19 protein-coding genes are annotated in these 24,223 nt (G+C 38.0%); 13 read left to right on the top strand and 6 right to left on the bottom strand.

The genetic code is table 11. The annotated features are described in order from the left end of the window. Positions 1–43: 43 nt before the first annotated feature. Positions 44–2,311 carry an FdhF/YdeP family oxidoreductase gene (locus RIV7116_RS06100; RefSeq protein ID WP_044290781.1) on the bottom strand — a complete coding sequence of 756 codons (2,268 nt, stop codon included), beginning with the start codon at positions 2,309–2,311 and terminating at the stop codon, positions 44–46. Between the two features lie 299 nt (positions 2,312–2,610). Here RIV7116_RS06100 and psbA point away from each other — a divergent pair, with 299 nt between their 5' ends. From psbA to aroC, 3 genes are all read left to right on the top strand, one after another. Then, positions 2,611–3,693 (top strand): photosystem II q(b) protein, encoded by a 1,083-nt coding sequence (gene psbA, locus RIV7116_RS06095; protein WP_015117135.1) that lies wholly within the window; start codon positions 2,611–2,613, stop codon positions 3,691–3,693. A gap of 337 nt (positions 3,694–4,030) precedes the next feature. Then, positions 4,031–4,780 (top strand): SDR family oxidoreductase, encoded by a 750-nt coding sequence (locus tag RIV7116_RS06090; protein WP_044291556.1) that lies wholly within the window; start codon positions 4,031–4,033, stop codon positions 4,778–4,780. Between the two features lie 493 nt (positions 4,781–5,273). Then, positions 5,274–6,362 carry a chorismate synthase gene (gene aroC / locus RIV7116_RS06085; RefSeq protein ID WP_015117401.1) on the top strand — a complete coding sequence of 363 codons (1,089 nt, stop codon included), beginning with the start codon at positions 5,274–5,276 and terminating at the stop codon, positions 6,360–6,362. Between the two features lie 69 nt (positions 6,363–6,431). Here the strand turns inward: aroC and RIV7116_RS36840 are convergent, their stop codons facing one another. After that, complete coding sequence (locus RIV7116_RS36840; RefSeq protein WP_015117400.1) at positions 6,432–7,520, bottom strand: shikimate kinase; 1,089 nt, start codon at positions 7,518–7,520, stop codon at positions 6,432–6,434. A 504-nt stretch (positions 7,521–8,024) separates the two neighbouring features. Between RIV7116_RS36840 and RIV7116_RS06075 the strand changes: the two genes are divergently transcribed. The 5 genes from RIV7116_RS06075 to RIV7116_RS06060 all read left to right on the top strand — a co-directional run bounded on the left by RIV7116_RS06075 (position 8,025) and on the right by RIV7116_RS06060 (position 12,442). Further along, positions 8,025–8,294, top strand: a complete 270-nt coding sequence (locus RIV7116_RS06075) for a SemiSWEET transporter (protein ID WP_015117399.1) — start codon at positions 8,025–8,027, stop codon at positions 8,292–8,294. After that, positions 8,291–9,919, top strand: coding sequence for a radical SAM protein (locus tag RIV7116_RS06070; RefSeq protein WP_015117398.1), 1,629 nt, complete (start codon positions 8,291–8,293; stop codon positions 9,917–9,919). The genes RIV7116_RS06075 and RIV7116_RS06070 overlap by 4 nt, the downstream gene beginning before the upstream one ends. 114 nt (positions 9,920–10,033) lie before the next feature. Continuing rightward, positions 10,034–10,222, top strand: coding sequence for a CPXCG motif-containing cysteine-rich protein (locus tag RIV7116_RS34730; RefSeq protein ID WP_015117397.1), 189 nt, complete (start codon positions 10,034–10,036; stop codon positions 10,220–10,222). 67 nt (positions 10,223–10,289) lie between these two features. Continuing rightward, entirely contained in the window at positions 10,290–10,742 is a 453-nt protein-coding gene (locus RIV7116_RS06065; RefSeq protein ID WP_015117396.1) for an SRPBCC family protein, read from the top strand. Positions 10,743–11,692: 950 nt separating this feature from the next. Further along, positions 11,693–12,442, top strand: a complete 750-nt coding sequence (locus RIV7116_RS06060; RefSeq protein ID WP_015117395.1) for a hypothetical protein — start codon at positions 11,693–11,695, stop codon at positions 12,440–12,442. A 97-nt stretch (positions 12,443–12,539) separates the two neighbouring features. Here RIV7116_RS06060 and RIV7116_RS06055 read toward each other — a convergent pair whose 3' ends face one another. After that, positions 12,540–13,460, bottom strand: a complete 921-nt coding sequence (locus tag RIV7116_RS06055; RefSeq protein WP_015117394.1) for an alpha/beta fold hydrolase — start codon at positions 13,458–13,460, stop codon at positions 12,540–12,542. A gap of 471 nt (positions 13,461–13,931) precedes the next feature. On the opposite strand from RIV7116_RS06055, the gene infC reads away from it, so the two are divergent. The 5 genes from infC to RIV7116_RS06030 all read left to right on the top strand — a co-directional run bounded on the left by infC (position 13,932) and on the right by RIV7116_RS06030 (position 19,184). Further along, a complete protein-coding gene (infC, locus tag RIV7116_RS06050) occupies positions 13,932–14,465 on the top strand; it encodes a translation initiation factor IF-3 (RefSeq protein WP_015117393.1) in 534 nt (177 codons plus the stop codon). 376 nt (positions 14,466–14,841) lie between these two features. Then, positions 14,842–16,146 carry a hypothetical protein gene (locus tag RIV7116_RS37540; RefSeq protein ID WP_371261615.1) on the top strand — a complete coding sequence of 435 codons (1,305 nt, stop codon included), beginning with the start codon at positions 14,842–14,844 and terminating at the stop codon, positions 16,144–16,146. Positions 16,147–16,268: 122 nt separating this feature from the next. Continuing rightward, a complete protein-coding gene (locus tag RIV7116_RS37535) occupies positions 16,269–18,008 on the top strand; it encodes a HEAT repeat domain-containing protein (RefSeq protein WP_015117391.1) in 1,740 nt (579 codons plus the stop codon). Positions 18,009–18,087: 79 nt separating this feature from the next. After that, positions 18,088–18,504, top strand: coding sequence for a four helix bundle protein (locus tag RIV7116_RS06035; protein WP_015117390.1), 417 nt, complete (start codon positions 18,088–18,090; stop codon positions 18,502–18,504). A gap of 248 nt (positions 18,505–18,752) precedes the next feature. Further along, positions 18,753–19,184 (top strand): Crp/Fnr family transcriptional regulator, encoded by a 432-nt coding sequence (locus tag RIV7116_RS06030; RefSeq protein ID WP_015117389.1) that lies wholly within the window; start codon positions 18,753–18,755, stop codon positions 19,182–19,184. Between the two features lie 132 nt (positions 19,185–19,316). Here RIV7116_RS06030 and RIV7116_RS06025 read toward each other — a convergent pair whose 3' ends face one another. The 3 genes from RIV7116_RS06025 to zwf all read right to left on the bottom strand — a co-directional run bounded on the left by RIV7116_RS06025 (position 19,317) and on the right by zwf (position 24,054). Next, a complete protein-coding gene (locus tag RIV7116_RS06025; RefSeq protein ID WP_015117388.1) occupies positions 19,317–20,753 on the bottom strand; it encodes a cobyrinate a,c-diamide synthase in 1,437 nt (478 codons plus the stop codon). Positions 20,754–20,995: 242 nt separating this feature from the next. Continuing rightward, complete coding sequence (opcA, locus tag RIV7116_RS06020) at positions 20,996–22,375, bottom strand: glucose-6-phosphate dehydrogenase assembly protein OpcA (protein WP_015117387.1); 1,380 nt, start codon at positions 22,373–22,375, stop codon at positions 20,996–20,998. A gap of 149 nt (positions 22,376–22,524) precedes the next feature. Beyond that, entirely contained in the window at positions 22,525–24,054 is a 1,530-nt protein-coding gene (gene zwf, locus RIV7116_RS06015) for a glucose-6-phosphate dehydrogenase (RefSeq protein ID WP_015117386.1), read from the bottom strand. Between the last annotated feature and the right edge of the window lie 169 nt (positions 24,055–24,223).

The following is a 24,223-nucleotide window of genomic DNA, read 5'->3' as shown; positions in this document are numbered from 1 at the left end:
AGGGTGAGGTTTTTTCACTGAGGGAAAGAGGGTGAAGTTTCCATCATCCCCCATAAACCAAAACCGGAACTCTCTTAAAAGCCGGAGTACCACAACGCTCTTCAACTTCCGCTTTAAAAATCACATTCACTTCCGGATAAAACATCACTCCTGCGCCCTCACGCACATCTCCAAAAATAATTTCCACATTCTCTAATTCCCCTACATTTCCCCGTACAGCTACCCGTTGATGCTGTTCAAAACCTGCTTTTTCAACATCCTTTGGATTCATCAAAATACAGTTACGATGTGGTATTCCCCGATATTTATCTTCTGTTTGATAAACTACTGTATTATGTTGAGCGTAACTTCTTCCGGTCATTAATACTATTACTATTCCTTGCGTACTATCGGCAACGTCAAAGTCTTTTATTTGGGGAAGTTTTAATTCTGGTAATGGTGTAATAAACATCTGAGCTTTACCGGAAGGTGTAGAAAATTTAGGATTTTTTAAAATTCTGCCGCTAATTGTAAATTCTGATTCTGTGTCGTCAATCTCCCCTATTTTCTCGTATCCGGGAATTGTTTGAGCTATTAATTGTCTGACGTATTTAGTATCTTGCAATTTACGCCAGTTGACGGGATATTCACCATGTATGCGGTGGGCTAATTCTGCTAAAAAATCAACTTCTGAAATTAAATCGGCTTTTTTAAGGTGGGTTTCTCCTTCGTCGTTGAGTCTGACAAAGTTATTACCTGACTCTACGGTAGTTTTATGAGGATTTTCAAAGCGGTTAAAGACGGGAATAATAATCGTATTTTTACCAGCTAATCCGTGGAAATGTCCGAGGTTTGGTTTTGTTGCTAAATAGATGATGGTTTCAATTTTATTTAGCGCTCGTCTTACCTTGGTAGAATCGGGATTAGCAGCATATAAATTACCGCCGACGCAAATTAAAGTATCAACTTTTCCTTCGTCAGCAGCTTCTATTAAAGCGTGAGTATCGTATCCTTTGACTTTACTGAGCGATCGCCCTAATAATTTTTCTAATGCTTGTTGAATTTCTTTTTTAAGCCTTACCGTGACACCCATTGAGCCAAAACCTTGGACGTTTGAATGTCCCCTTATCGGCATAACTCCGGCACCTTCTTTACCAATATTACCAGTCATCAAGGCGGTATTGACAATACTATAAATGTTATCAACGCCGTTTTTTTGTTGAGTAATTCCCATAGCCCAAGCAAATACAACTTTTTGAGAATTACTAATTATATTTGCAGCTGTTTCAATTTCTGTTTGAGATACACCGCAAGCTGTAGTAATTGTTTCCCAAGCTGTATTCTCAATATGACTAATTACAGCTTGCCAATTTTCTGTATATGCTTGTAAAAAATCTTGTTTAATCTTACCTTTTGCTAATAAAGCTTTTTGAATACCCATAAACAAAGCCACATCGCTACCGGGAATTGGCTGTAAATATGCACAAGCAATATCCGAACCTGTAAACAGCGACTTTATAAAAGCTGGAGAAGCAAATTTAACTAAACCAACTTCCTTCATGGGATTAATTACAATTACTTTCCCACCACGCTCCCTCAATTTAATTAATTCATTCATCAGCCGGGGATGGTTGTAAGCAGCATTACTACCAGCTAAAACAATGCAGTCTGCTTGTTTCAAACTTTCTAAACTAACAACAGAAGTAGTTGTTCCCAAAGTTTGTTTCAATCCAAAACTCGAAGGAGCGTGACACAAATCCGAACAGTCAGCTAAATTATTAGAACCCAAAGTTCTCATCATTAGCTGTAATAAAAATGCTGCTTCGTTAGATGAACGTCCGGAACTGTAAGAAGCTATTCTTTCGGGGGTTTGAGCAAAAGCTTTATCGCAAATACTATAAATTTCATTCCAGGAAATGCGTTCGTAATGCGACGAGCCAGAGCGTAATATCACAGGGAAACTCCATCTTCCCAGTCTATCTGCTTCTTTTGAAGTAAGTTGCTGTAATTCTTCGATGCTACGCTGTTCAAAAAACTGCTTGGGAATCGCTGGTTGAATTTCTGCTGCAATTGACTCAACACTCTTCATACAGCGCTGTAACTTTTCCCCTTCTTCATTTGTAAAACCACCTTTTTGTCCACCTGTGCCCCAAGCACAAGCTAAACAAGCGCTCTTATGCAACAAAGTTTTCCAAAGTTTGACTCCTTCCGGTGACAAGGTGTGTTCAGCCCAATAGCCGATTATTGGTAAACCTCCACCCATATCCGGTGTATTTTCGTTTGCATTATTAAAAATTGGAGTTGATTGAGAATTAGAATTATCTTTATTCATATGATTTACCAACGATGAGAAGGGAGCGAACATAGAACATGCCCACTCCCTTCTTTATATATAGAATCACTATTAATAAATGGAACTTTGGACACCATCAGCAATTGGACAATCTGACATCTTGCCACCCGTGTCGGTTCAAATGCTGCTCATCTCCACTGATAGGTTCAACATATGAGTCTGATAAAACAAACTTTATTAAAAAAACTTTACAAAACGTAAAATACACGTTAATGTATAAATGTAGGTAAGCAAAAACGCTTACCGATATATATAAGACAAACGCAATTATCTGAACCATGACAACCACATTACAAAGACGCGAAAGCGCAAGTGCGTGGGAGCAGTTCTGTGGGTGGATTACCAGCACCAATAACCGTTTATACATCGGTTGGTTTGGTGTCTTGATGATTCCTACACTACTCTCTGCAATCACCTGTTTCATCATCGCCTTCGTAGCAGCACCTCCTGTTGACATCGATGGTATCCGCGAGCCTGTTGCAGGTTCCTTGATTTACGGAAACAACATCATCTCTGGTGCAGTTGTTCCTTCTTCTAACGCTATCGGTTTACACTTCTACCCAATCTGGGAAGCAGCTTCTCTAGATGAGTGGTTGTATAACGGTGGTCCTTACCAATTGGTATGTTTCCACTTCCTAATTGGCGTATTTTGCTACTTAGGTCGTGAGTGGGAATTATCTTACCGCTTGGGTATGCGTCCTTGGATCTGTGTTGCTTTCTCTGCTCCAGTAGCAGCAGCAACCGCAGTATTCTTGATCTACCCCATCGGACAAGGTTCTTTCTCTGACGGTATGCCTTTAGGTATCTCCGGTACCTTCAACTTCATGTTCGTGTTCCAAGCTGAGCACAACATTTTGATGCACCCCTTCCACCAATTAGGTGTAGCAGGTGTATTTGGTGGTTCTTTGTTCAGTGCTATGCACGGTTCTTTGGTAACCTCCTCTTTGGTACGTGAAACAACCGAAACCGAATCTCAAAACTACGGTTATAAATTCGGTCAAGAAGAAGAAACCTACAACATCGTAGCTGCTCACGGTTACTTTGGTCGTTTAATCTTCCAATACGCTTCCTTCAACAACAGCCGTAGCTTGCACTTCTTCTTAGCTGCATGGCCTGTAGTCGGAATCTGGTTCACCGCTTTGGGAATCAGCACCATGGCGTTCAACTTGAACGGTTTCAACTTCAACCAGTCTGTAATCGATTCTAGCGGTAGAGTTGTAAATACCTGGGCTGATGTATTAAACAGAGCTAACTTGGGTATGGAAGTAATGCACGAAAGAAATGCACATAACTTCCCACTTGATTTGGCTGCTGGTGAAACTGCTCCTGTTGCAGTAAGCGCTCCCGCAATCAACGGTTAATAATTGAATAAAATAGTTAAAATTTGAATAAGTTTTAGCTTGCATATAAAGCACCTTCCCATAACGGGAGGGTGCTTTTTTGTTTTGGGGATTGCTGAATCAAATACTGATGGGGTGCTTAATAACGGTGTTTATAAATAATAGCTAAGGGATAATTCGCCAACAGAATTATCATTTCTGAAAACACAAACAAATTTTTATCTTACCAACTTTTAATGGCAGCATCCCAAATGTGTAAATTTATTTTATTGTAGTGCGGGCTTCTAACCCGCTTCGGGTAAAACTGTATATCAATCTACTTAATCAATTAAAGAAACAAGGTGCAATTGTGAATCGTATGATAGGTAAAGTAGCTTTAGTTACAGGCGGCGGTTCTGGTATCGGTCGTGCTACTGCAATTAAATTTGCTTCAGAAGGAGCATCTGTAGTTATTGGTAATCGCAACGAAAAAGCAGGTCAAGAAACAGTAGATTTGATTCAAGAAGCTGGCGGGAAAGCGAGTTTTTGTAGAACTGATGTTACTAAATTAGAACATCTTCAAAATTTAGTTAAATATACAGTTGATACTTACGGTGGATTACACGCTGCATTTAATAATGCAGGAGTTCATGATCCTCAAGCCATGACGACAGAGCAAAGCGAGGAAACTTTTGAATTGTTGATGGATGTCAATGTTAGAGGTGCTTGGTATTCAATGAAATGTGAAATAGAGCATATGTTAGAAAATGGCGGTGGGGCAATCGTGAATAATTCCTCTGCTGCAGGTGTGATTGGTTTTCCAGGTCACGCACATTATGTTGCTTCTAAACACGCAGTATTAGGTTTAACTAAAACTGCGGCTGTGGAATACGCAAAGCAAGGAATTCGCGTTAATGCTGTTTGTCCAGGAGGTGTTGAAACTCGAATGGCAGATACTTTTGCACGGGGAGATAGTGCAACCCGCGAATATATAAAGTCTTTGCATCCCATCGGTAGATTAGCTCAACCTGAAGAAATTGCTAATGCTGTAGTTTGGCTTTGTTCTGATGAAGCTTCTTTTGTTTTGGGACAAGGAATTAATATAGATGGTGGTTTAACAGCGATTTAAAGATTTTCATGTTGGGGCGATCGCTTAATTTCCAAGGAGATCGAGATGAAAATTCAGTGAACCACAAACTTTTGGGAAATAAGGTAAAAAGAAGAGTTCCAGCCCTCGTTTACAAGCAGAAAAACGGCATTAGTTTATTCGCTTTCGCCTTCAGGTAAGCAGTAGTATTGCCTATTTTATTTGTATATTCTTTTGGCACTGGTTAATAGCTATAACTCTTGTGCCTTCTTGCTGTTGTGCATTTTTTATATACAACAGCTTACTATTTCCCAGACATAATTCTTTGTTTGTTGCTACTGACTCTGGCGTAGATAATACTTTCAGCAACTTAATTTAACCAATCACCGAAAAAATCTGCATAAATACCAAAAGCATACCCCTAGTAATAATTAAAGCAAAAATATATTCTTAATTATGTGTGTCTTTAAATCGAGAACAACACATAGAATCACATACGTAAACTTAGTAAATTTAAAATCTCCGCAACATCATCATGGGTAACACTTTTGGTCATTTATTTCGCGTTACTACTTTCGGGGAATCCCACGGTGGTGGTGTGGGAGTGATAATTGATGGTTGTCCGCCACAATTAGAAATTTCAGCCGAAGAAATTCAAGTAGAATTAGATCGACGACGACCGGGACAAAGTAAAATTACAACACCTCGGAAAGAAGCCGATAAGTGTGAAATTGTTTCGGGAGTGTTTCAGGGACAAACTTTAGGTACGCCAATATCAATTTTGGTCAAGAATAAAGATACTCGTCCCCAAGATTACAGCGAAATGGTGCAAATGTACCGTCCTTCCCACGCTGACGCTACTTATGATGCTAAATACGGTATTCGTAACTATCAAGGTGGTGGTAGATCCTCGGCGCGGGAGACAATTGGCAGAGTTGCAGCAGGTGCGATCGCTAAAAAAATTCTTCATCAAGTTGCTGGCGTGGAAATCATCGGTTACGTTAAACGCATCAAGGATTTGGAAGGAGAAGTTGATGCAGAAAAAGTTACTTTAGAACAAGTTGAAAGCAACATCGTTCGCTGTCCCGATAGCGAATGTGCGGAACGCATGATTGAATTAATCGAGCAAACTGGTAGAGATGGTAACTCTATCGGTGGTGTAGTCGAATGCGTTGCTCGGAAAGTTCCTAAAGGATTGGGAGAACCAGTTTTTGATAAATTGGAAGCCGATATCGCTAAAGGTGTAATGTCCCTTCCCGCAAGTAAAGGTTTTGAAATCGGTTCTGGCTTTGCAGGAACTTTGCTTACCGGAATTGAGCATAACGATGAATTTTACACTGATGATGAAGGAAATATCCGCACCGTGACAAATCGTTCTGGTGGTATTCAAGGTGGTATTTCCAATGGTGAAAACATTATTATTCGCGTAGCTTTTAAGCCTACAGCAACTATTCGGAAAGAACAAAATACAGTTACCAAAACAGGTGAAACCGGAGTTTTAGCAGCAAAAGGAAGACATGACCCTTGCGTATTACCACGTGCTGTTCCTATGGTAGAAGCAATGGTGGCTTTAGTATTGTGCGACCATTTATTAAGATTTCAGGGACAGTGTAAAGTTTTATAAACAATGTAGAGACGTAGCAGTGCTACGTCTGCCAATATTTCAATCTAACACCCATAATCTCGTAAAAATTTAAAAACATTTAAGAATTTCTTCTTTTACTTCTTCAGGTGTCTTTCCTTTTGTATAAAATACCTGCTTCGCTAGCTTATGATTTGAAGGATGAGTCATGAAAAAACGATTTATTTCTACACCGTTGATTGTGAGTTGATTTCGCTGTTTCAAAATCTCAACCGACTCATCTAAATCTGGCGATGGTAATAGTAAAACTACATTTTTATAGGGAGTCAGTAATTCACTAGCGCGAGCAAAATCGCTATCATCTTCATATACAGAATGTCCCGCTCCAAAGTCAATTACACAATTGCTATGTTCTGATAAAAGACGTTCAATCCCATAAACTTCAAATCGTTTCCAATAGCGGTAGACTCCTGCAAAACCAAGTTGATCGCGTATTTGTTTTTGAGTCTCGGCATCCCAACCAATTTCTTGATAATATTCCCACCTAATTTCATCCATAGAAACTTGTGGAAGATTAAGTTTCTTTGATAAAAGTTTACCAATTGTGCTTTTACCCGTACCTTCCGGGCCAATTAAAATAATATCAGAATCATGTGGATTGATTTTGTTTAGAACATCTTCACAGGTTTGCTCTGGTGTTTTATCTTTTGTGTAAACAACATAGTTTGCTAAATCGTGATTGGAATGATGTTTGACAAAATGCTCGTTGATTTGCATTCCATTAACTATAGCAGTGCAACTTTCCTCAAGTACTCGTAATGATTCTTCTGTATCGGGAGAATACAAAAGCAAAATAAGATGAGTTAATGATTGTAGAATTTGTTCAACCTTTTCTAACAGTTGAGCATCATCATATACCGATTGTTCGGGAGTAAATTCAATCACACATTCTTGATGCTCCGACAGCGCTCGTTCAATAGCATAAGCATCAAAGGGCATCATGTAGCGATAAAAACCATCACCACCCTCTTCTTCCCAAGCTTGTTCTTGTTGTGTTTTATCAAAACCTATTTCGAGATAATATTGCTCGCTGATATCTCCTAAAGCAATAAAAGGTAACTTTAGTTGCTGCGCTAATAACTTTCCTACAGAAGTTTTAGATGTATTCGAGGAACCTATAAGTACTATTGGTAACTTCATTACTTAAATTATTTTTAATAAAACACGAAAATTTTTGATCTATTTGCCGATGGTGCGTTACGGCATTTCCAAGATTATTGTTTATATAGGAATCCTAATTGATTTTTGAAATATACGTAGGGTGTGTTGTCGCGAAGCGCAACGCACCATGATGTAAGGGTTTCGGTGCGTTAGACTAGCGTCGTAACACACCCTACAAATACCTAGATTTTTTCAATATTCAAAACGGATTCCTATAGTTGAGAATATTAGAGCCGTAACACACCCTACAAAAGATTTATTTTACAAACGGATTAAAAAACCGCAGAGTCTCAGAGAGCGCAGAGAAAGAGATACAGAGAAGTTATAAAATCTACACATAAAAATAAGTAATTTAGCCCCGGAGGGGCTTTGTTTGTCTAGCCCCACCATAGCCAGAGTGAGGGCGATTTTTTTAATGACGCATCCAATACATTTATCCCCTAATATAAATAAATGTAAAGCACACTATCTTTAAAACAACCAATGCTAATCATCGGATTGCTGGCTGCGACTTTAACCACCACTGCTTTTCTACCGCAGATGATCAAAACCTGGCAAACTAAGTCAGCTAAAGATGTTTCTTACACCATGCTAATTACATTTATCAGTGGTGTTTGTTTATGGTTAATATATGGAATTCTGGCTGAGGATATTCCGGTTATTTTGGCTAATGCATTTACTTTAGTTTTTAACCTGACAATTCTTTATCTTAAAATTAAATATGGAAAAACACCCCAAACAAAACGCCTGTGACATCCGATTTATTTGTTAAGGAACGCCTTTTATTTACTCCTGTAACTTCCGATACCGACGCTATTCCCGTTATTTTTGCTTTTCCCAATGAATATACTGTAGGAATCACTAGCTTGGGTTATCAGGTAGTGTGGGCAACTTTGGCTATGCGCTCGGATTTACAGGTGAGTCGCTTGTTTACCGATATCAGCGAAACCCTGCCCCGAAATCCGGAGATAATGGGTTTCTCGATGTCGTGGGAGTTGGATTATGTCAATATTCTTAACTTACTAGAATCAAATGATATTCCGATTAAAGGCAGCGATCGCCAAGATAATCATCCCATAGTTTTCGGTGGCGGCCCTGTTTTAACCGCGAATCCCGAACCTTATGCTGATTTTTTCGATGTGTTTTTGTTGGGAGATGGCGAAAATCTGTTAAATGATTTTATTAATGCTTATAAAGAAGTTAGAAACGCAGATCGAGAAACGAAGTTAAAAGCACTCGCACAAGTACCGGGAATTTACGTTCCAAGTTTGTATGAAGTTGAATACCACTGTTTAGATGGTGCCATAAAATCGATCAAACCAATTTCATCTGATATTCCCGCAGAAGTACAAAAACAAACTTATCGGGGAAACACTTTATCAGCATCAACGGTAGTAACAGAAAAAGCGGCTTGGGAAAACATTTTCATGGTGGAAGTAGTCAGAAGCTGTCCGGAAATGTGCCGTTTTTGTTTGGCTAGCTATCTAACTTTACCTTTTAGAACTGCAAGTTTAAATGATTCGTTAATTCCCGCAATTGAAAAAGGTTTACAGGTAACAAATCGTCTGGGATTATTAGGCGCTTCGGTAACTCAACATCCCGAATTTGAGACTTTATTAGATTATATTAATCAGCCAAAATACGAAGATGTCCGTTTAAGTATTGCTTCGGTAAGAACCAATACTGTGACAGAAGAATTAGCTAAAACATTAGCTCAAAGAGGAACTAAATCTTTGACAATTGCCGTAGAAAGTGGTTCTGATAAAGTTAGAAAAATTATTAATAAAAAACTCGAACAAGAAGATATAATCAAAGCCGCAGAAAATGCCAAAAAGGGCGGATTGAAAGGTTTGAAATTATATGGAATGGTAGGAATTCCAGGTGAAACTCAAGAAGATTTAGATGCAACCGTAACGATGATGCAGAATCTGAAAAAAGCTGCTCCGGGAATACGTTTTACTTTAGGATGCAGTACTTTTGTACCCAAAGCCCATACACCTTTTCAATGGTTTGGGGTGAATAAAGAAGCCGAAAAACGATTGAAATTATTGCAGAAAAAATTAAAGCCCCAAGGAATAGATTTTCGTCCGGAAAGCTACAACTGGTCGATTATTCAGACTTTATTGTCGAGGGGAGATAGAAGACTATCTAAGCTCTTAGAACTCACTCGCAACTTTGGAGATTCATTAGGTAGCTACAAACGTGCTTTCAAAGAACTGAAAGGACAAATTCCCCCGTTAGACTTCTACGTTTATGAAAACTGGTCAACCGAGCAAATATTACCCTGGAATCACTTGCAAGGACCGCTACCACAGTCTACACTGCAAAAGCATCTGAATGAAGCAGTTAACAGTTATCAGTTAACAGTTACCAGTTAGGGAATTGGGCATTGGGCCGCAGGGCATGGTAAATAGTTAAGAGTTGGAAGTTATGAGTTTCTTAATTGAACCTTTAACCTTTAACCTTTAACCTTTGACCTCTAATCTTTAATTATGCAAAACACTGCTGAATATTATTGCGCCTATTGCGGCGAACCGAATTTAACTTTTATTGATATCAGTCAAGGTTTTCAACAATCTTATGTGGAGGATTGTCAAGTATGTTGTCGTCCAAACATTTTATATATACGAATTGATGAAGACACGCTGAGTATCGAGATTGATACAGACTATGAAGAGTAAGTAACCGATAATTAATTATTGATAATTCACACTTAGTTTGTGAAACATGTTAACTGAAAACTGATAAATGTTGGATTTTAAATATTCTTCAATTATTAACGCACCGGTAGAAGTCGTTTGGAAATTTCACCAAAGAGCAGATGTTGTCAAACTTTTAATTCCGCCTTGGCAATCAATACAAGTAATTCGCCGTGAGGGAATATTCGGTATCGGCACAATGACAGAGTATCGCTTGTTTTTGGCAGCATTATCTATAACTTGGGTAGCTCGTCATACTGAATGTGAAGAATATCGTTTTTTTACTGAAGAACAAATATCAGGACCTTTTGAATTTTGGCGACATCAGCATAAATTTGAACGAGAAAATAATCAAACTAGATTGACTGATGAAATTATTTTTTCATTACCCGGTGGTGAAACAGTAGATTTCATGAGTGGTTGGTTAGTTAAATCACAATTAGAAGGGATGTTTCGCTATCGTCATCAAGTGACTAAACGAGAGTGTGAATATAATTCGTAATTCGTAATTCGTAATATCTCCTTACCCTAACGGGTCGGTCAGCAAGCTGAACGGAGACGCTTAGTCTAACGACTCACTTCGTGAACGCTAACGTAATTCGTAATTAATTTCCCATAAATGAATTTAGGGGCTTCGACAAAGTATAATCCACGGATAAATCCGGGGGCTTCAAGCCCTTAAAAATCTACTCGGTAAATGAATTATCAAATATTAATTCTGAATCTAAAAATAGATTGAGCAGAGTTTAAAACTAACAACACTTATTTACCGACAAAGTCATCACAGTACAAAGGGAAAAATAATAGAACTAACTAAACCTGCTTTTCTTACTTTTCTTACTAATTAAAATACTGATTTTTTTAATAATTTACAACATTTATTTAATGAGAAGCCTTTTAGGGGGATAATGAAGAGTGTTTTAATGCCATACCTTGAAGATTGCTGGAAAAGTGGTGTAGTTCCTAAGTGGTCATCTTAAAAACTATCTGTCTTTTAAACTTTAAATTAAATTGTTGAACCAAGAATCCCTCCAGCTTCAGTCAGTCGGGAAAATTTCAACTAATTAATTTACTCTTGAGTACTGAAATAGGCTGTAATTATAAACCTGGCTTCTCTAGGAATTTTAGGCATTTAAACTTACTATTTTCCTCGAAACCAGGTTTAGCCACGTAAATATTTAAATACTCCACTTCTCATCATCAAGAAAAGCGCCATAAGTTTTTGTACCTAGCTCTGTAAATCGCAATAAATTTATATAAATTATTTTTTCAATAAAGAAAATATAAAAAAACGTGTGAGATAGTTGTATTTAACTATTTTGCATATGATAATAATTGTAGCTTTTCATCAGCGATAACACTGATATATTACGCCAAGCAAAATCATGTTATGGCGTATATTTTCCTATTGATTTTTTTACTTGTCTAAAATTTTATAAACATAAATTAAATATGATTTTTTTTAATAGTGAGTTAGCTCGCCGAAAAGCTTTAAAATCAGCTTTGGTGAGCAGTATTTTGTTGTTCAATATGAAATCTTCATTAGCAAATCAACAGGTAGACAAAGATTCTAAAAACATCGATAAACCCAGTCAAAGTTCTATTCAGCTTGATAAAAATAAAGTCTGCCCATCTGCAAACTTGTTACCCATACGTTCTTTTAATACAGCAAAGTATTACGTTTATATTTGTAGAGGAGACAATAAAAATCTTCTAGGATATTACGTTCGCATACCAAAGAATTTAGATAACAAAATAACGGTACCGATCGCAAAAAAGGCTAGAGAAACTTACATTGCAATTAATGGCGAATTAGCTTACATAATTACTCCATACGAAATGCTTATAACTAAACGCGGCAAAATTATCCTTAGAGAAAAAGTGATAAGTGCCGTGCAAGCAGATGGCAAACCTTTAGCGAAAGGATGCCCTGAAGGTAATAATACTTTTGCTAGAGCAGAAACTAAAAGCTTCTTTATTTATATCTGTGGAATGGGAAATCCTAGCAGCTACGTAAGTGTTACTAGAAAAAGTAATAGAAGAATCAATCTTCCATTAAAAAAATGGAATCAGAATAGTAAACAAAATGGTAGATACGTTGCTATAAACGGTAATATACGTTTCATTCTTACTAATAAAGTATTAAGAGTCTCTCGCGGAGAACGAAATGTAATTAAGGAAAAAGTGTTGCGGTGGGAATGAGAAAGTTAGAGAAAATAAAGCAGAGGGGGAAGAGTAGAAAATAAGTTAGGAGTTGGGAATTAGAAGTTAATAATGCTCTATGCTCTATTTTCAACTGCTAACTGCTGACTGATTTAATCCAATCTAAAATCGTTTGGTTTACATGTTCGGGACATTCGTCATGGGGGCAATGTCCGATGTTTTCTAAAGTAACTAGCTGTATGTTTTCATTGTGACGAACAAATTCAGAAGCAAGTTTTGGAGGAATAATTTTGTCTTTGTCTCCCCAAATCAGAAGGGTGGGTATTGTAATCGCAGATAATAATTGTTTGACATTAGGACTGTAATTTGGATTATTTTGAGCTATCACAAGAGCGGTTAAAGCACCAGCAGAACCTCTATCTTGGGTAGGCTTGGCTAATATATCTATGAGTTCGTCGGTAATAGCTTCGGGATTTGCATAAGCTAAAGTTGCACCGCGACGCAATATACTAGGTTGCCGTATGAAGTGAAATACTGATTTTACTAATAAAGGGTTTGCGACAAAATTTTTGATTGTTGCGACTAAAGGATATAAAAATGCAGGGATAGCTTCTCTTTCTAAATTTGGGTCTGGTAGACTCATCATTACCACACCTTCGACCATTTCAGGATGTTTGACGGCTGCGGCTAAGGAAATCAAGGAGCCGATAGAATTACCTATTAGTATTACCGGCTTACGAATAAAAGTTTTCCAAAAGTCATATATTTGCTCTACCCATAAATCTATGCTGTAATTAGCTTGTGCCTTTTCCGACGCTCCAAAACCCAACATATCCAGAGCGTAAACCGTATGTTGTTTTCCGAATATCTCTAAATTATGTCGCCAGTGCCCGATGCTTGCGCCAAATGCATGTAGCAGCATCAAAGGTTGAGATGTGCCAGAATTATTTACTATGGAATTCTGAGGGCGAATATATGTATACCGAGTTTGCCAGCCGCGCCAAACCCAATCTCTTTGATTCCCTACTCTTCGCTGCCAATGTATGCTGTCAGTCATAAATACTTCTCTATAACAGCAATGCTAAATTGCTTCCTAAATTTATTATAGATTTTCTTAATTATGCCGTGTGATATGAGTTCTTATGTTAGGGAGAGAGGAAGCTGATATTTTTTGATTGGACGAAAAGTGTAGCTAATTAGACATTGTTTTAAGATATGTGTAGTTTATATTTCATGGTGCTATCATGTATTCATACGTAGTCGGTATAGCGTTAATGTTTTAACAGAAAAAATTACAATAATTAATGTTTCTTGCATTTATGTAACGTCTATCAATTTATAGAGCCTAAACCTTCTCTAAAGTTAGTAGAATGACAGTAAGTTCTAAAATTTTACGATTGATGGATTAGCTAAGCTAGAAGAATACGCAATATATTGTTTCGAGTCCCATTCGTTTTCAGCGTCTGAGATATCTCATTCCCAACCAAAACCAAATTCTTAACAACAACTTCCCCAAAATCATTCATATATGCCTGTGATAGAGAAAAGAAGAAGTCGCGACTTACCTCAAATCAACGAAAGAATTCGCTTTCCTAAAATTCGGGTTATCGATACAGACGGTGCCCAGTTAGGAATTATGACTCCCCAAGATGCACTCGTAAGAGCGGATGAAAAAGAACTAGATTTAGTGTTGGTTAGCGATAAAGCCGATCCGCCAGTTTGTCGGATTATGGATTACGGGAAATTTAAGTTTGAGCAAGAGAAGAAAGCACGAGAAGCTCGTAAAAAGCAGCATACGGCTGATGTAAAAGAAGTTAAGATGCGCTATAAGATCGAAGATCACGATTACAACGTGCGCGTTAACCAAGCCAAGCGTTTTCTAAAAGATGGTGACAAGGTAAAAGCCACGGTTATGTTCCGGGGTAGAGAAATTCAACATACCGATTTGGCTGAAATCTTGCTTAAGCGGATGGCGACAGATTTAGAAGCTGTAGCTGAAGTGCAGCAATATCCTAAAAAGGAAGGAAGAAACATGATGATGTTGCTTTCTCCTAAGAAGTAATTTTGACAGGGCTTATCCAAAGTTTCTAAAAAAATATAAGTCCAAAGCCTAAATTTTCTTACATAGCAATACCAATGGTTAATATCTGTTGGTATTGCTTTCTTTTGGTGTTTGGAATCAGGTTTTGTTGATTTATATTTTCTTCGCTACAGAAGGAATTCTAAATTAATTAAAAAAAACGATAGTCTTGGGTGCTGAGTGGGAAAACTAATACTCAGTTGCTCGGGACTTTCTTTGTTTCTAGGGATTACCAACGTACTCTTTTTTACAGAGTAATGGTGACACGGAGGTGTTTTTTAGTCTGAAGTGTTCTATCAAACTGCTGCAAGCGGAAGTTTGAGTAGCTGAACCTAATTAAAAATTAAATGGTGCAGGGTTGACTACACCTTTTGAAAACCGCATGGAATTAAAAGCTGCCTATAAAAACATATTAATACGAGTACTTAAGTGGGTAAATCTTCGACCAGAAGAAGGTTCTCGAACCTTGCTGATGTTTGCTTTTTACGCGACAACTTCAATTGGATTGCGATGGGTAGAAGATAGCAGCATTGCCCTATTCCTTGACAAATACGGAGCTAACAATCTACCGCTGATTTATATTGCTAGTGCAATAGTGGGGATTGGGTTGGTTTTTATTTATTCGTGGCTGCAAAAGATTTTTCCTTTGCGATGGGTAATTGTATCAGCCTTACCCTGTATGGTGATACCTTTGATTTTACTGCCTGTAGGTCTGCAATTTACCACTGCTAGTAATTTCAATGCAGAGCCACTAGCTTTATTTAGCGTGTTTTTATTAAGGCTTTGGGTTGATGCGCTTTACGTTATCAATCAGCTTAATACTTCAATTGCAGCCAACCAATTATTCAATATTCAGGAGATTAAGCGTACATATCCTTTGGTAAGTAGTGGGATTTTAGTCGCTGATGTAATTGGTGGCTTCAGTTTACCAACTTTAGTTAGATTTCTTAAGTTAAATAAAGTAATTTTAACTGGGGCTTTAGTTATTGTTTTAGGAACGCTGATTCTTTTGCATCTGAGTAAAAAATATCCCCAAGCTTTTTCTGATGTTACGCAACGACAAATAAATAAATCGCAAGTTTCCCGCGCCCGCCGTCTTTCTAGCCCTTTAAGACGTTATGCTTTACGATTATTTTTCTTCGGACTTTTGATACAAGCAATAGGTTTATTAGTCGATTTTCAGTATTTATCCCAATTAGAATCAACTTTTCAAGGTAAAGATATTACTAGTTTTTTAGGGGTATTTGGTGGAGTTTTAGGGCTGTTTGAATTGGCAACACAGTTGTTTGTTTCCAGTCGTGCAATCGAGCGTTTGGGTGTATTTTTCACTGTTGCAATTTTACCCGTTGGTGTCGGTGCTTTATTAATATTGCTTGCCGTATTGTCTTGGTTATTTTCTTCTTTATCAATAACTCTGCTATGGGGTTTAACGCTGATTAAGTTTTTAGACGAACTTGTACGTTATACCTTTGTAGCTAATACTGGTACCTTGCTATTCCAACCCATACCCGAAAAAGTTAGAAGTCGCGTACAAACATTATCCGGAGGTATTGCAGAAGCTGCCGCAGCAGGTTTTGCTGGATTAATTATTTTAGTCACTCAATGGCTGGCAAATCATTTTCTCCCCGTGTCTTGGTACAACTTAGTTTTAATTATAAGCTAATGTGCAGATAAATTGGATAAAACGAAAATTTGTAATTATTGTAGTGTGGGCATCTTGCCCGCGTCTTATATACAAACTCGATACGCAACAGCTTAGAAACAGCAATAGTCGCGATTATATGTGTGGGAGTAATTTGGGTATTGCGATCGCAATACGTTGACTTGTTAGTTTTGAGTGCAGAAAGGGGACAGTTAAGCGTCACAAATATTGATTTACCTTTCTTCAAGCGGGCTGTAATCAAAGCTTTACGAGAAAAAGGAAACGAAGCTGATAAACTGTCTTGCATAGAACTTTTATCGCAAATCGATCCTCAAGGGGCTGGAGAAGTTTTAGCTCCTGAGTTACCAGTGCTTAGCCCTGCTTTGCAGCATCGAAGTTTAGAAGTAATGCTTGAGTATGATGTTAACCAGGCTTATTTACCTCAAGTAGGTAATTTATTAGAAAATTCTTCAATAAAAGACAATCCAAATATATTTGCTTTAGCACTACGTTACGTTTTCTTGGCTGAGGTTTCTCCAAATTCAAATCAATTAGAAGAGTACTTAAATCCAGAGCAGGATTCGGCTATACGAGGTACTGCTGCGGCTTTGTTATTGACAAGAGGAACAACAAAGCAGAAAGTAGCTGCAACCAAAACTCTTAAATGGATGCTGACTAATAAAGAAGCACAAATAAGAGTTTCAGGAGTTAAGTCTTTAGCAGAAGCAGATTATTTACAATCTTTACGGATTTATATACCTAATTTATTAGAAGATGAATCTTTAAATGTACGCAGTGCAGCTCTAGAAATGATTGCTGCTAAACATTTAGAAGAATATTATTCAGCATTAATAGCAGGGCTTTACTATAAACCTACCAGGCTAGTAGCAGTTAAGGGTTTAGTGAAATTGGGGAATGAAGTTTTGCCAATGCTCTCTAAATTAGCAACCAATATCTACGAACCAGAAATAGCTAGGGTATACGCTTTAAAAACAATAGGTCAAATTGATACTTTGGCAGCAATTGATAATTTGTGGCAGCATTTAGAAACATCTAAAGGTAAGATAAAATCTCATATACTCCGTACTCTACTAAAAAGACATCAGCAGCAAGGAATTCTAGCTTTGGTAGATAGATTTTATGAAAGCAGAGTACAAGAATTAATCAAAGAAGAATTGAAATTATTAGGTCAGATATACGCTGCTTCCTTAGATTTTAAAAATCAAGGTGAAATATACGCTGCTTATATAGAGTTTAAAACAGGAGAAACCTTACAAAATTTTCATTCCAAAAAGAAGGTTGTAGCTTTATGTCGGTTAGTACAAAACTCTTTTACAGAGCTAGAAATTGATATAAAAGAAAGAATACTATTGCTTTTAAAACTACTTTATCCCTTAGAAAAAATTAACGCTGCTGCATTCAACCTTAATTCTGAATCAGGAGTTACTTTAGCAAGAGGTTTAGAAATTTTAGAGCATACTATTGATTTACCTTGCAAAACTATATTAATTAATATTTTCGATAGAAGACCATATTTAGAAAAATTACAAAAACTTGTAGAAGCAGGATTAACTAAATACGAACAAATGGCTGTAAACGAACGAACTCGGACATTATTGGAACTAGAACATTCCCTTTCTGATTGGTGTTGGGCTTCCTGCATTCATTTTGCTCAAGTTGCTCGTATTAAACTTAAACCTATACAAATTGAAGGAAGTTTACGTCACCCTTGTGGCTTTGTTAGAGAAGCAGCCGTTGCATATTTAAGTATTGCATCCCCTCGTTTATTTATACAAGTTATACCCCAGCTAAAAAATGATTCACATCCTCTTGTAATTGCTCAAATAAAAGAGTTTATGGAAAAGTACAAAGTTAATAGATAGTGGATAGTTGTTAGTTGTTAGTGAATAGTTGATGGTGGATGGTGGATAATATTTTTTCTTAATTATAAAACCAATTAAAATGGAAAAATCTAATTTTGAAAATTTGCGAGTTTTTCAATTAGCCGAAAAATTAGCAGATTATGTTTGGAATATTGTTATATTTTGGAATCAATTAGCTACAGATACAGTAGGTAAGCAAATCATTCGTTCCGCTGACAGTATTGGTGCGAATATTGCAGAAGGAAGCGGTCGTTATAATTTTAAAGATAATCTACGATTTGTAAAAATTGCCAGAGCTTCCTTGCATGAAACAAGATATTGGTTAAGAAGAGCATATACTCGTAAATTATTAACAAATGAACAAATAAATGTAATTCAGCCTATTGTTGACGAACTCTCACCTAAATTAAACGCTTATTTTAAATATAGCGCTTTTCATTTGAGTGCAATACAGTTTAATAAACCTCACCCCCTTCCCCTCTCCTTCCGCCAGTAGAGGGGTGTATTATATTCAACTGAAAACTGCTATATCCTGAGAGAGCAGCAATACAATAAAAAGCTAAAAAAACAACTAATAACTAACAACTAATACCAATTCTGTATGAGGCTGCGCTCAATCGCTCTCACTCTGAAAGAGTGGAGCTACTGATACAAAGCCTACCTGCGTAGGCTTAATTCGGCGCATCTTTATAAAGAAATGATATAACCACTAACAACTAACCACTATCAATTCACTCAAATTTTATGTTAACCAGTGTTGACCGATTATTATTTGTACGTCAAGTTCCGATATTTAAAGAATTACGAGATGATTTTATTGTCCGATTAGCTTCTGCAATGAACGAACTTTGGTTTCCACCAAATTGCAATATTTTTAGGCAGGGAGAACAAGGACAATCCCTTTATATTGTTGTTTCTGGAAAAGTGAAAATTCATTTAAATAACCGAACGCTAGCAGTAATTCCACAAGGCAAATACTTTGGTGAAATGGCAGTATTTGATACTCAACCGCGTTCGGCTTCTGCTACTACAATAGATGCTTGTGAGTGTTTGGAATTAACTCAAGAACAACTTGATGATGCTATTGAAGAAACACCCGAAATTGCAGTCAATATTATTCGCGAATTATCGCGGTTGATTCGTAAGTTGAATAATGATGCAAGTAAGATGAGTTGAATATAATGGCTGAGAAATTAGAAAATAGAGATAGTTCTAATTTTTTTTAGAACCATTGAATTATATGGCGCTTTTCTGCTAAATGAGTAATAAAATAAAACCTCGCCACGCCTAACGACATCCTTCTCCTTACTAAGGAGAGGGGAAAGGGGTGAGGTTTAAGTAATCTTTGACATTCCCAAGGCTATCAAAAACCCGACATTTATCTACAAATTTTTGGGGGATTTCTCTACTATTTCCCCAATGCATATGAATATATGAAGCGTGAATATTTGGCGGTGAATTCCATCCTTCTTTACCCATAAATTCATCGCAATCAAATCTATAAGTTTGATATAAAGGTTTATCGGAATCAACGATTAAACTCGAACGATGAAATTCATGTCCATAAATTGTTTTTCCAGCGTCTACTAATAAACTATCTTGTAAAGCTGTAGCGCGACGGTACCCCAAAGTTAAACGCTTATCCATTACCGATTTAGTTGGTAAAACTCCTACCATTTCCCAGGATTTACCGTTCATATCTACAATTTGCTCGCATAAATACATCAAACCTCCACATTCAGCAATTGTCGGCATTCCCGAAACAATCGCAGCTTTTACAGCATCTCGCGTGCGATTATTTTCTGCTAATTGTTGCGCGAAAACTTCCGGAAAACCACCACCAAAGTACATTCCTCTGATATCTTTGGGTAAATTTTTATCTTTTAAAGGACTCCAAAAAATTAATTCTGCGCCTAACTCTTGCAATAAGTCCAAATTGTCTTGGTAATAGAAATTGAAAGCTTTGTCGTAAGCCACTGCGATTTTGGGCAAAGAGTGGGTAGGGGAAGAGGGGGGAGAGGGGGGAGAAATTTCTGTGTTTTGTAAGAGGGGTAGTAAATTTTCCCAGTCAAAGCAATTTTCGCCAAGATTTGCAAGTTTATCTATTAATTGATTTAATTCAGGAATTTCTGCCGTTGGTACTAAACCTAAATGCCTATCGCGGATTGTAATATTATCTTGCCGCTTTAATACACCAATAATAGGAATAGGTAAAGATTGCAGAGAATTTTTGAGGAGAGATAAATGGCGATCGCTACCAACGCGGTTTAATACTACTCCTGCAATTTGAATATCTTTATCGAAGGAGGAATAACCATGAACAATTGCGGCAACTGAACCTGATAAGCGGCTGCAATCGATTACTAACAATACAGGTAAATTTAATAATTTTGCGATATGAGCGGTACTTGCAAAATTATCAACCCCTCTCCTTACTAAGGAGAGGGGCAGGGGTGAGGTTTTAACGCCATCAAATAAACCCATTACTCCTTCAATCAAAGTATATTCACTTAATCTTGAGTATTTATAAAAACATTTTTTGACATAACTTTCCGAAGTTAAAACGGGGTCTAAATTACGACAAGCACGATTTGTAACATACTTGTGAAACATAGGATCGATATAATCCGGCCCCACTTTAAAAGACTGCACCTGTAAACCACGCTTAGATAAATACGACAATAGAGCAAGCGTAACCGTAGTTTTGCCTACTCCACTGCGTTCTCCTGCAATAATCAAAGCCATAAAGAAAGTTAGGAGTTAAGAGTTATGAGTTAGGAGTTGGAAATTATTAGTTATGAATTATGAATTTTACAGGTGTTTTTGCCTAGAATTTATTAATAATTATTTTTATAATGATTTGTAACGAGACTCTGTATATACCAAAATATAAAAAGACGTTGCATTGCAACGTCTCTACAAGATTAATATGTATGTATCACCATCAAGGTGAAATGCTCTAACTCCTAATAACTAACTCCTAATAACTAACTCTTTTTAGCTAACTTAATCAATTGCGCTGTAACTCCTAAACTTTCTTCAAAAAGTGCTTCTTTACCCCAACGCTGTACTTGTTGAGAAAGCAAAGCTTCGGCTTTTTGTTCGGAAAGTGATGTTATTTGTTGAAATACCCCAGCAGATTGGGCACCACCTTGGGTTTCCATTCGCATACAGCCACCGGTTTCGGAACAAATCAAGGTGCCGCAGTTTGCTTGTGGATTTGTAGAACTTAAACGTATAGCAATCAAATCACCGGGAATATCGCCGACATCAGCTACTGGAACTCCTGCTAATTCGGTTTCTATTTCCCGTTGCTCGTCGGACATAAACTTGAAGCGTCTAATATTATAGTCGCCGAGTTCTTGCTCGTAGGAAACCGCACGCCATTTTAAACGACTTGCTAACCAACCCAAAAATAGTAATGCTTGGGTGGGGTTGCCTTTTTCATGGTCGATATTTACTCTATCAACCTCTGATAAAGCTTTAAGTCGTGCTGGAGGATCGTAGGCTTCTGCTGTTAATTCTTGCCATCCTCCCACACGTCGCCAGTTTAAATCTGCTAGGGGTATACCATTTTCTATCAATGCTTGCAGGCTGAGCAAATCGTTTTCTGGTTCGTTGAAATCGCACGAATCAACGATCACGTTATCGCATACAGCCGAAAGCCTCTTAAATAAAGCATTATTTGGATCTGGTGTTGCTTTCCACCAAATAAACTTGGGTAAACCACCAATCAACAATGCTGGAATCATACCACCAATACGTTCTAAAGCCGTGGCGGTTCCGGTTAAAGTAATGTATTCGCAACAAACAAGCGAAGATGATGATTGTTTTTGAATCGGACAATAAGCTGAAACTTGTGCCTTAACCCCTTCATCTTCACCAACTATGGGTATCAAACTGATAATCCGGCAGGGGTTACGTAAAGCAATTTCGTCAGCAATTCTGGCGCTGGCTGCATCTGGACTATACTCAGCAGCACTACTACCATTGTTATCTGGAGTTTGCCCACCGCGATGAAGTTTAGCAACTTCTTCCCGCAGTCTTGCTAAAACTTGCGGACTCGCTTTACCAGTTCGTTCCAAACCAAGAGATTTTTGTGCATCTCGCAAAGCCGATACCGTTTGTGGCCCCAGGATACCATCAATCGGACCGCTATAGTATCCCAAAGCAGCTAGCAAATACTGAGTTTGTTCTGGTTCGTAAACCACCAAAGTAAAGGTAGTAGCCCGCGTAGCTGCTGGAAGCGCTCCATCTTCACCGCCGATACCGTAACTTTGCCAGATTTTATTTAACTCAGCTTCAATTTCGTTGAGCGAAACATCTTTGGGAGCCTGAAGTGAAAAAATAGTCGGTGCTTGAGTCATAACAATTTTGGATAGTGGATAGTGGTTAGTAGATAGTAGTTAGTAGATAGTGGTTAGTAGATAGTGGTTAGTAGATAGTGGTTTGAACAATAACAACTAACAACTAACAACCAACAACTAACAACCAAAAACTAACAACTAAAAACTCTTTAAAGCCTGCGCCAACGGCGATTGTCTCGGTTAATCAATAGTTCTGCTTCTACAGGTTCCCAGGTACCGGCTTCATATCCAGGAACTGTTGCTGGATCTGCTGGTGCATCCCATGCGCTTAATATGGGTGTTACTACTTGCCAAGCGGCTTCTACTTCATCCCCTCTGGTAAACAAAGTTTGGTCGCCCATCATACAATCTAAAAATAGGCGGTCGTATGCATCGGATTTCGCCTGTAAACCGAAGGAACCATAGGTAAAGTCCATGTCAACGGCACGTGTACGAAAATCTCCTCCAGGTACTTTTACGTCAAAACGCAAAGAAATACCTTCGTTAGGCTGAATCCGCATTGTCAAAATATTGGCACTTTTCTGTTGTGCGGCAGATGCAAATATCTGTGAAGGAACTTCGCGGAAGTGAATGGAAATCTCGCTGACTTTCTTGGGCATCCGCTTACCGGTACGTAAGTAGAAGGGGACTCCTTTCCAGCGCCAGTTATCAATTACAAATTTTGTCGCTACAAAAGTGGGTGTTGTGGAATTCGGGTCTACTCCTGGTTCGTCGTGATACCCTGGCACCTGTTCGCCTTTCATCCAACCAGCACTATATTGACCGCGCACTGCGGAATAAGCTAAATTCTCTACGTCTGCAAGTCTTGTTGCACGCAACACCTTCACTTTCTCAGTGCGGATGCTGTCGGCATCCATAGCATTCGGAGCTTCCATTGCTGTAAGACAATAAAGCTGCATCAAATGGTTTTGCAACATATCTCGCAGTGCGCCGGAGCTTTCGTAATAACCCGCGCGGTCTTCAACCCCTACTGTTTCTGCTACTGTTATTTGTACGTGGTCTACAAAATTACGGTTCCATAAAGGTTCAAAAATAGCATTTGCGAAGCGGAATACTAATAAGTTTTGAACCGTTTCTTTACCTAAATAGTGGTCAATTCGATAGACCTGTTCTTCTTTACAATATTTTTGTACTACTCGGTTGAGGCTTTTAGCAGATGCTAAATCTCTACCAAAAGGTTTTTCAATAACCAAACGATGTTTATCTGGGTCTTCTAGCATTCCGCCGGAGCCTAATTGTTTGATAGCTTCGGGGAAGAACTTAGGAGCTACGGACAGGTAGAATAATCTATTACCTCTAGTTCCTCGCTTTTCATCTAATTCACTTAGAAGACTATTAAGTTTATGGTAGCTTTCTGGGTTGTCTATATTACCAGAACAGTAATAAAGACCATTAACAAAATCATTCCATAATTCTTCAGAGCCTACGCCACCGTGGGCTTCTTCCATGCCCTTACGCATTTGCTCGCGGAAGTACTCGTGGCTCCAGTCGCGTCGCGCTACACCAACAATAGTAGTTTCTGGAGGGATTCGCCTTTCTTGTCGCAATTTATACAACGCTGGGACTAGTTTGCGCCAGGTCAAATCTCCAGAAGCACCAAAAATAGTAATAATCTGGGGTTCAGCCATTCCTTGCTGTTGCAAGCCAACCCGCAGCGGATTTTCTAGCACACTAACCATAATTTAGATTTTGGATTTTAGATTTACTTTTACTTTTACTTTTGCTTTTGCTGGGGCATGGGGCATGGGGCATAGGGATTTTAGAGTTAGGAGTTATTAACCTTTAACCTTTGATCTTCACAGGCATCCCCAATGCCCAATGCCCATTGTCCTATTCCTATTCCTTATT

This window comes from Rivularia sp. PCC 7116 (assembly GCF_000316665.1).
Lineage (GTDB): Bacteria > Cyanobacteriota > Cyanobacteriia > Cyanobacteriales > Nostocaceae > Rivularia.
This window is presented reverse-complemented; position numbering and strand designations above follow the sequence as displayed.